Origin of the sequence: Streptomyces sp. NRRL B-24572 (genome assembly GCF_002156145.1) — a bacterium.
Classification (GTDB): domain Bacteria; phylum Actinomycetota; class Actinomycetes; order Streptomycetales; family Streptomycetaceae; genus Streptomyces; species Streptomyces vietnamensis.
This window is the reverse complement of sequence record NZ_MWIG01000397.1, coordinates 1-7,216: the sequence shown is the minus strand read 5'-3', so window position 1 is coordinate 7,216 and position 7,216 is coordinate 1. Positions and strand designations below refer to the sequence as shown.

Annotated in this window: 6 protein-coding genes; 3 read left to right on the top strand and 3 right to left on the bottom strand. The window is 69.9% G+C overall.

All coding sequences use genetic code 11. The features are described from left to right. The 3 genes from CCN56_RS23210 to CCN56_RS23200 all read right to left on the bottom strand — a co-directional run. On the bottom strand, window positions 1-659 hold a 659-nt coding region (locus CCN56_RS23210), incomplete at its 3' end, for a family 43 glycosylhydrolase (RefSeq protein ID WP_143664605.1). Further along, entirely contained in the window at window positions 656-2,878 is a 2,223-nt protein-coding gene (locus tag CCN56_RS23205) for a glycoside hydrolase family 3 N-terminal domain-containing protein (RefSeq protein ID WP_086829652.1), read from the bottom strand. The genes CCN56_RS23205 and CCN56_RS23210, both read right to left, overlap by 4 nt. A gap of 15 nt (window positions 2,879-2,893) precedes the next feature. Next, entirely contained in the window at window positions 2,894-3,907 is a 1,014-nt protein-coding gene (locus tag CCN56_RS23200) for a LacI family DNA-binding transcriptional regulator (RefSeq protein WP_041132960.1), read from the bottom strand. A gap of 222 nt (window positions 3,908-4,129) precedes the next feature. Here CCN56_RS23200 and CCN56_RS23195 point away from each other — a divergent pair, with 222 nt between their 5' ends. The 3 genes from CCN56_RS23195 to CCN56_RS23185 form a co-directional block, all read left to right on the top strand. After that, the gene (locus CCN56_RS23195) at window positions 4,130-5,422 is read left to right on the top strand and encodes an extracellular solute-binding protein (protein WP_086829650.1); all 1,293 of its coding nucleotides are present in this window, start codon (window positions 4,130-4,132) and stop codon (window positions 5,420-5,422) included. Window positions 5,423-5,426: 4 nt separating this feature from the next. Continuing rightward, window positions 5,427-6,404 (top strand): carbohydrate ABC transporter permease, encoded by a 978-nt coding sequence (locus tag CCN56_RS23190; RefSeq protein WP_373412888.1) that lies wholly within the window; start codon window positions 5,427-5,429, stop codon window positions 6,402-6,404. Further along, on the top strand, window positions 6,401-7,216 hold an 816-nt coding region (locus tag CCN56_RS23185), incomplete at its 3' end, for a carbohydrate ABC transporter permease (RefSeq protein WP_107484210.1). The genes CCN56_RS23190 and CCN56_RS23185, both read left to right, overlap by 4 nt.

The window sequence follows — 7,216 nt, the reverse complement described above, 5'->3', positions numbered from 1 at the left end:
TGCTCACCGCCGAGGGCGGCCACCACGCTGTGGTCCTCAGCGGTGCCGCCCTCGGCGGTGAGCAGAAGATAGCTGCCGTCGATCTTGTAGAGATGTGGAGCTTCCGACCATCGGGCGCCCGGCCGGCTTCCTGACCACAGGACGTACTCGGGTCCCGTGAGCCGTCGCTCGTGGGGAAGGTATTCGCGCATCCAGATCTCGGTGTGGCCGGCGGCCTCGTCCACCACACGGGAGGCGGTGAACCAGGCCCGGCCGTCCCCGTCGTCCGGCCCGTCGTCGAAGAACAGCGACGGGTCGAAGCCCTCGCCCTCCAGCCAGTGCGGCTCCGACCACGGTCCCGCCGGGTCGGTCGCCGTGACGACGAAATGGCCGGGGCCGTCCATCAGCGTGCAGACGAGATGGAAGACCCCGTCATGGTGCCGGATCGTCGGTGCGAACAGGCCCCGGGAAGGCTCGCATCCGTCGAGGTCGAGCTGGGACGGCCGGTCGAGCGCGGAGCCGAGGCGCCGCCAGTTCACGAGATCGCGGCTGTGGAACACCGGAAGGCCCGGGAACCATTCGAAGCTGGACGTCACCAGGTAGTAGTCCGCCCCCACCCGGCAGACGGACGGGTCGGGCCGGAACCCGGGGAGCACGGGATCACCGAACGGCGTGCTCATGAGATCACCGGGCCGATCTCGACCGGCACGGACAGCACTCGGTCGGCCGCCGGGTGGCGTACGGGGCCGTGCAGGGTGAAGGAGCCCTGGAGCGGAAGATCGCCGCTGGACCGTCCGACGGCCACGCCGATCTCCCCGGGTTCCACTCTTCTGCGCAGGTCGAGTCCGGTGAACGAGGTCCGGTCGGCGTGGACGGAGAAGGTGACCCGGGCGGCCGCGCCCGGCTGCAGCTCGACCCTGCCGAATCCGGCGAGCCACCGCAGCGGCCGGACGACGGACGCCTCGGGGTCGGAGAGGTACAGCTGCACCACCTCGGTCCCGGCCACCTCGCCGACGTTGCGCACGGTCACCCCGACGGACACGGATCCGTCCGTCGGGGCGGAGGGGTCCACGGTCAGATCCGTGTACGCGAAGCTGGTCCAGGTCAGCCCGTGTCCGAACGGGAACAGCGGCGTCGGGTCCACCGAGCTCCAGTCGGTGCGCCCGCCCAGCGTGGAGTGCAGGTAGGTGCCGGGCTGTCCGCCGACCTGGCGGGGGAGGGAGACGGGGAGCCGGCCGCCCGGCTCCGCGGTCCCGCTGATGATCCGGGCCAGCGCCGTTCCGCCCTCCTCGCCGGGGAAGAAGGCCTGGACGACGGCCGCCGCGCGCTCGGCGAGCGAGCCGAGGGCGTACGGCCGTCCGGAGACGAGGACCAGGACGGTCGGCACCCCGGAGTCGAGGACCGCGGCGGCGAGCGCGGCCTGGTCGCCGGGGAGGTCGAGGGTCGCGGCGTCGCAGCCCTCTCCCGAGGTGCCCCGGCCGAACATGCCGGCCCGGTCGCCGAGGACGAGCACGTTCACGTCCGGTGCGTCGTCGGTGACCGTGAACCCGGCGGCGGTGAGCGCCTCGCCGAGCGTCGGGATCTCCACGCCGGGATCGCCGGGCAGCGCGACGTGGTTGGGGAAGGAGTAGCAGCCGAGGAAGGAGTGGGGGTCGTCCACGTACGGCCCGGTGACCGAGATCCGGCACGGCCGCAGCGGCAGGATGCCGTCGTTGGAGAGCAGGACGGTGGACCGTTCGGCGATGAGTCTGGCGAGGTCCCGGTTCTCCGGCGGGTCGAGGTCGATCGGCCCGGGCTTGAGGGGTTCCCATCCGGGATCGAGCAAGCCGAGTTCGGCCTTCTGCAGGAGCACCCGCTCCGCCGCCCGGTCGACGAGCGCCTCGGACACGTCTCCCGACCGTACGAGTGCGGTCAGCGGCTCGCCGTAGCAGCGGGCCGTGGGCAGTTCGACGTCGATCCCGGCGGTCAGCGCCAGCGCGCCGGCCGCGCCCCGCGATCCGGCGACGCCATGCCGGGACTCCAGGAAGGAGACCGCGTAGTAGTCGGCGACGACGGTGCCGTCGAAGCCGAGCTCGTCCCTGAGCAGTCCGGTGAGGAGGCGTTCGTCGGCGGCGACGGGGACGCCGTCCACATCGGTGTAACTGTTCATCACCGACCGGGCGCCTCCCTCGCGCAGCGCCCGGACGAAGGGCTCGACCAGCACGTCGGCGAACTCGCGCGGCCCCACGGCGACCGGGGCCATGTTCCGGCCGCCGCGCGAGGACGAGTACCCGGCGAAGTGCTTGAGCGTCGCCACGATGCCCGCGCCTTCCAGACCCTGGACGTACGCGGTGCCGATCGCGCCGACGAGATACGGGTCCTCGCCGATGCACTCCTCGGTACGGCCCCACCGGTAGTCGCGGACCACGTCGAGCACCGGAGCGAGCCCCTGGTGGACGCCGACCCGTCGCATCCCGTCGCCGATGGCGGCGGCCATCCGCCGCACGAGGCCGGGGTCGAAGGACGCGCCCCAGGCGAGCGGCCCGGGGAAGACCGTGGCCCCGAGCGTCATGAACCCGGTCAGGCACTCCTCGTGAGCGAGGGCCGGAATGCCGAACCGGCCGGCCTCCGTCACCTGCGTCTGGAGCGCGGCGAGCCGCTCCATCCCGGTCTCCGCGGCGATCGGCGCCGTCCCGTAGACCCGGGTGAGCTGGCCGAGACCCTGCCCGATGATGTCGTCGAGGCCGGGCGCCGGTTCGCCGGAGTCGTCCTCCATCGGCGCCACCGGCGCTCCGGGATCGGACGGCAGGGCCCAGAAGCCGGCGAGTTGACCCGCCTTCTCCTCCAGCGTCATCCGACTCAGCAGATCGGCGACGCGCACGGAAGCGGGCAGGAGGGGGTCACGCCAGGGCTCACTCACGGGGTTCTTCTTCTCCTAGAGACGGGGCGGGGCGGTGGAGACGCGGACCTTCAGTTCGGTCGAGAGCTCCATCCGGGGGCTGACCAGGGGCTGGTCCTCCAGAAGCTGGAACAGGGCGCGGGCGGCGAGCCGGCCCATCTCCTCCAGCGGCTGACGCACCGTCGTCAGCGGCGGTGACAGCCAATCGCACATCGGCAGGTCGTCGAAGCCGACCACGCTGAGGTCCCGCGGGATGCTCAGTCCGCTCTGCCGGGCGGCCTCGTAGACCCCCATCGCCTGTTGGTCGCTGCCCGCGAAGATGGCGGTCGGCGGCTCGGGCAGGGCGAGGAGCTCCTGCGCGCACCGGAATCCGCCCTCGTGCTGGAAGTCGCCGAAGCGGATGAGGTCGCGGTCGACCTCGATCCCGGCCCGCTCCAGGGCGGCCCGGTAGCCGTCGATGCGGGCCTGGCTGCAGAGCATCTCCTTGCGCCCGCCGATCGCGGCGATACGGCGATGCCCCAGCTCCAGCAGGTGTTCGGTGGCGGCGAGGCCGCCGGCCCAGTTGGTCGCGCCGATGCTGGGGACACCGTTGTCCGGCAGGTCGATCGGGTCGATGACGACCAGCGCCACCCCGCCCCGCTCGACCTGGGCGCGCTGCGCCTCGGTGACCGAGGCGGTGACGAGGATGACGCCGTCGCTGTGGTGCTGGACCGGCAGCGCGGACCAGCTCGACGGCGTGGCCTCGCCGGGCGGGACGAGCGACACGACGGTGCCGACGCCCCGCTGGGCGCACTCGGCCTCGACGCCGCGCAGGATCTCGACCGCCCAGGCGCTGTCCAGGCCGCCGATGATCAGGTCGACGAGGCCCGATCTGCGGGCCCGGTTCTGCCGACCGGGCTGGAGGTAGTTGTGCGACCGCAGCAGGCCCTCGATCCGCTCGCGGGTCGAGGGCGCGACGTCGGAGCGGCCGTTGATCACCTTGGAGACGGTGGCCTGGGAGACCCCCGCCTCCGCGGCGATGACGGCCAGAGTCGCACGCTGCTCGCTCAACTTCTCTCCTTTTCGACGCCGTCGGTCGACGACATGTTTCGCAAACTTTCGAAGAGTTTCTGGGCGGCGTGACGGCTTGTCAAGACCTGTGTTGCAACCAGGTTTCCGAGATAAATCGGTGAGAAGTCTTGACCGTGGTGTCCGTCGTTCCTAGGTTGTGGCACCACGTAATTCGAGAGTGTTTCGAAAAGTTTTCGAGCGTATCCCCCTCACGGAGGTCCCATGGCCAGCACCACCCCGAGCCGACGCAGCTTCCTGGCGCTCGTGGGCTTGACCGCACTGTCCGTCCCCCTGACGGCGGCCTGCGGGTCCGGCGGATCGGGCGGCGGGGCGGCGGCCGACGGCAAGGTGACGTTCGACTGGTGGAACATCGCCACCACGGAGCCGGGGAAGTCCCTCTTCCCGGAGATCTCCACGGCGTTCACGAAGGCGCACCCGAAGATCGCGATCAACACGACCTCGCTGGAGAACGAGGCGTTCAAGTCCAAGCTGACCGCCACCACGTCCTCGGGCAAGCTCCCCGACGTCTACCAGACATGGGGCGGCGGCGTGCTCCAGCAGCAGGTCGACGCGGGGCTCGTCGAGGACCTCACCGACCTCATGGACTGGTCGTCGCAGCTCACCCCGGTCTCGCTCTCGGCCTACCAGATCGACGGCCGCACCTACGGAGTTCCGTACGACATCGGCATGGTCGGCTTCTGGTACAACAAGAAGCTCTTCGCCAAGGCCGGCATCACCACTCCGCCGACCACCTGGGCCGCGTTCCTCGCCGACGTGAAGAAGCTCAAGGCCGCGGGCATCACCCCGATCGCCCTCGCCGGCAAGGAGAAGTGGCCCGGCCACTACTACTGGGCCTACCTCGCGATGCGCGTCGCCGGCCTCCCCGCCCTGCAGAAGGCCGCGACCACCAAGGACTTCACCGACCCCGGCTTCGTCAAGGCGGGCGTCCACCTCAAGGAACTCGTCGACCTCCAGCCGTTCCAGCCGGGCTTCCTCGGCGCCGGCTACGCCACCCCGGGCGGCCAGGCCGCGACCGTGGGCAACGGCAAGGCCGCCATGGAGCTGATGGGGCAGTGGGGACCGTCGGTGCAGAAGGACGCGGGCGCCGACCTCGGGGCGGACCTGGGCTTCTTCCCCTTCCCGACGGTCGACGGCGGTGTGGGGCAGGCGACCGAGGTCTTCGGCGGTGGCGGCGGCTTCGCGCTGCGCAAGGGCGCCCCGAAGGAGGCCCTGGACTTCCTGAAGTTCTTCGTCCTGGACAACGAGTCCAAGCTGCTCGCCTCCAACGGCTACCTGCCGGTGGTCAAGGGCGCGGAGAGCCGACTCGCCGATGCCAACAAGAAGGTGGTGGCCGAGAGCCTGGTCAAGGCGACGGGCTTCCAGCTCTTCCTCGACCAGGCGTACCCGCCGGCGGTCGGCCAGGAGGTCAACGACAGCGTCGCCGACCTCATAGCGGGCAAGAAGACCCCCGAGCAGGTCACGGCGTCGATCACCGAGGCTGCGAAGAGTGCCTAGCTCCGTGTCCACCCTGACCGAGGAACGGACGGAGGAGTCCGTGGCGACGCCCGCGCCGCCTCCCGCCCGCTCACGCCTGAGCCGGTGGGGTGCCTGGGCGTCGGTCGCCTGGTTCCTCGTACCGGCCCTGGTCCTCTTCCTCGTCTTCGTCCTCGCCCCGATCGTCGTCGCCGTCTGGACCGGCTTCTTCAAATGGGGCGGCATCGGCCCCATGGACGACTTCGTCGGCTTCGGGAACTACACCAAGCTCTTCGACGACCAGGTCTTCCTCGGCGACCTGGGGCGCGGGCTGTACCTGATCCTCCTGTCGGTCCTGGTGCAGCTGCCGTTCGCCCTGTTCACCGCGGTCCTGCTCAACCAGAGGCTCCGCGGCCGGGCCGTCTACCGGATGCTGTTCTTCGCGCCGTACATCCTCTCCGAGGTCGTCACGGCGGTCCTCTTCACGATGATCTTCCTGCCCGGCGCCGGCATGGCCGACCACATCGCCGGCTTCTTCGGCCTCGAGGGCCTCCAGGGCAAGTGGCTCGCCGATCCCTCGACGGTCATGCCGACCCTGTTCGTCGTCATGATCTGGAAGTACTTCGGCTTCCACATGATGCTGTTCCTCGCCGGGCTGCAGGGCATCCCGTCCGAGATCCTCGAAGCCGCCTCCATCGACGGAGCCGGCGCCTGGCAGCGCTTCCGGCACATCACGCTGCCGCTGCTCGGGCCGACGATCCGGATCAGCGTCTTCCTGTCGATCATCGGGTCCATCCAGCTCTTCGACCTCGTCTGGGTCATGACGGCCGGCGGGCCCAACCACTCCTCCGAGACGATGGCCATCGCGATGTTCCAGTTCGGGTTCAAGCGGTACCAGGTCGGCTACGCCAGCGCGATCAGCGTGGTGCTGTTCATGATCAGCCTCGTCTTCTCCCTCTTCTACCAGCGGTACGTGCTCCGCCGTGACCTGAGCGGCGCCGTCACCTCGGGAGGTGACCGATGAACGCCCGTCGGACGGTACGAGGCCTCTCGCTGCACGCCGTGGTCTGGCTGATCGCCGCGTTCGTCGCCGTACCGCTGCTCTACGCGGTCATCTCCGGTTTCAAGAGCACCGCGGAACTGACGAACAACCCGTTCGGGCTGCCGGAGCAGTGGAAGATCGCCAATTACACCGGCATTCTCGGCGACGGCATGTTCTGGCGGCAGATCGCCAACAGCGCGGGCATCGCGATCGGCACGACGGTCTGCACGGTGGTGGCCTCCGCGATGGCGGCGTTCGTCCTGGCCCGATACGCCTTCCGGGGCAGGGAGTTGTTCTACACGCTCTTCACGATCGGGCTGATGTTCCCGTTCGCCGTGGCCGTCCTGCCGCTCTTCCTCATGCTGCGCACCTTCGGCCTGCTCGACAACCCGCTCGGAGTGATCCTCCCGCAGGCGGCTTTCGGGCTCCCCATGACGATCGTGATCCTGCGCGGTTTCTTCCGGACCGTCCCGGCGGAGATCGAGGAGGCCGCCACCATGGACGGCTGCGGCAAGTTCCGCTTCTTCTGGCAGATCCTGCTGCCGATGGCGCGTCCGGCGCTCGGCACGGTCTCGGTGCTCGCGGTCGTCGCGAGCTGGAACAACTTCTTCCTTCCGCTGCTGGTGTTCAACGACCCGAAATGGCAGACGATCCCGGTCGGCGTCCAGCAGTTCCAGGGCCAGTACTCGACCGACTACGCGCTCGTCCTCGCCTACATCGTGCTCGCGATGATCCCCGCCCTCGCCTTCTACGCCGTCGCCGAGCGCCAGCTGATCGGCGACGGCGTAGAAGGC

What these genes read in the sequence shown, in the direction of transcription:
- CCN56_RS23195 (WP_086829650.1), top strand. Translation starts at nt 4,130, where the DNA reads ATGGCCAGCACCACCCCGAGCCGACGCAGCTTCCTGGCGCTCGTGGGC.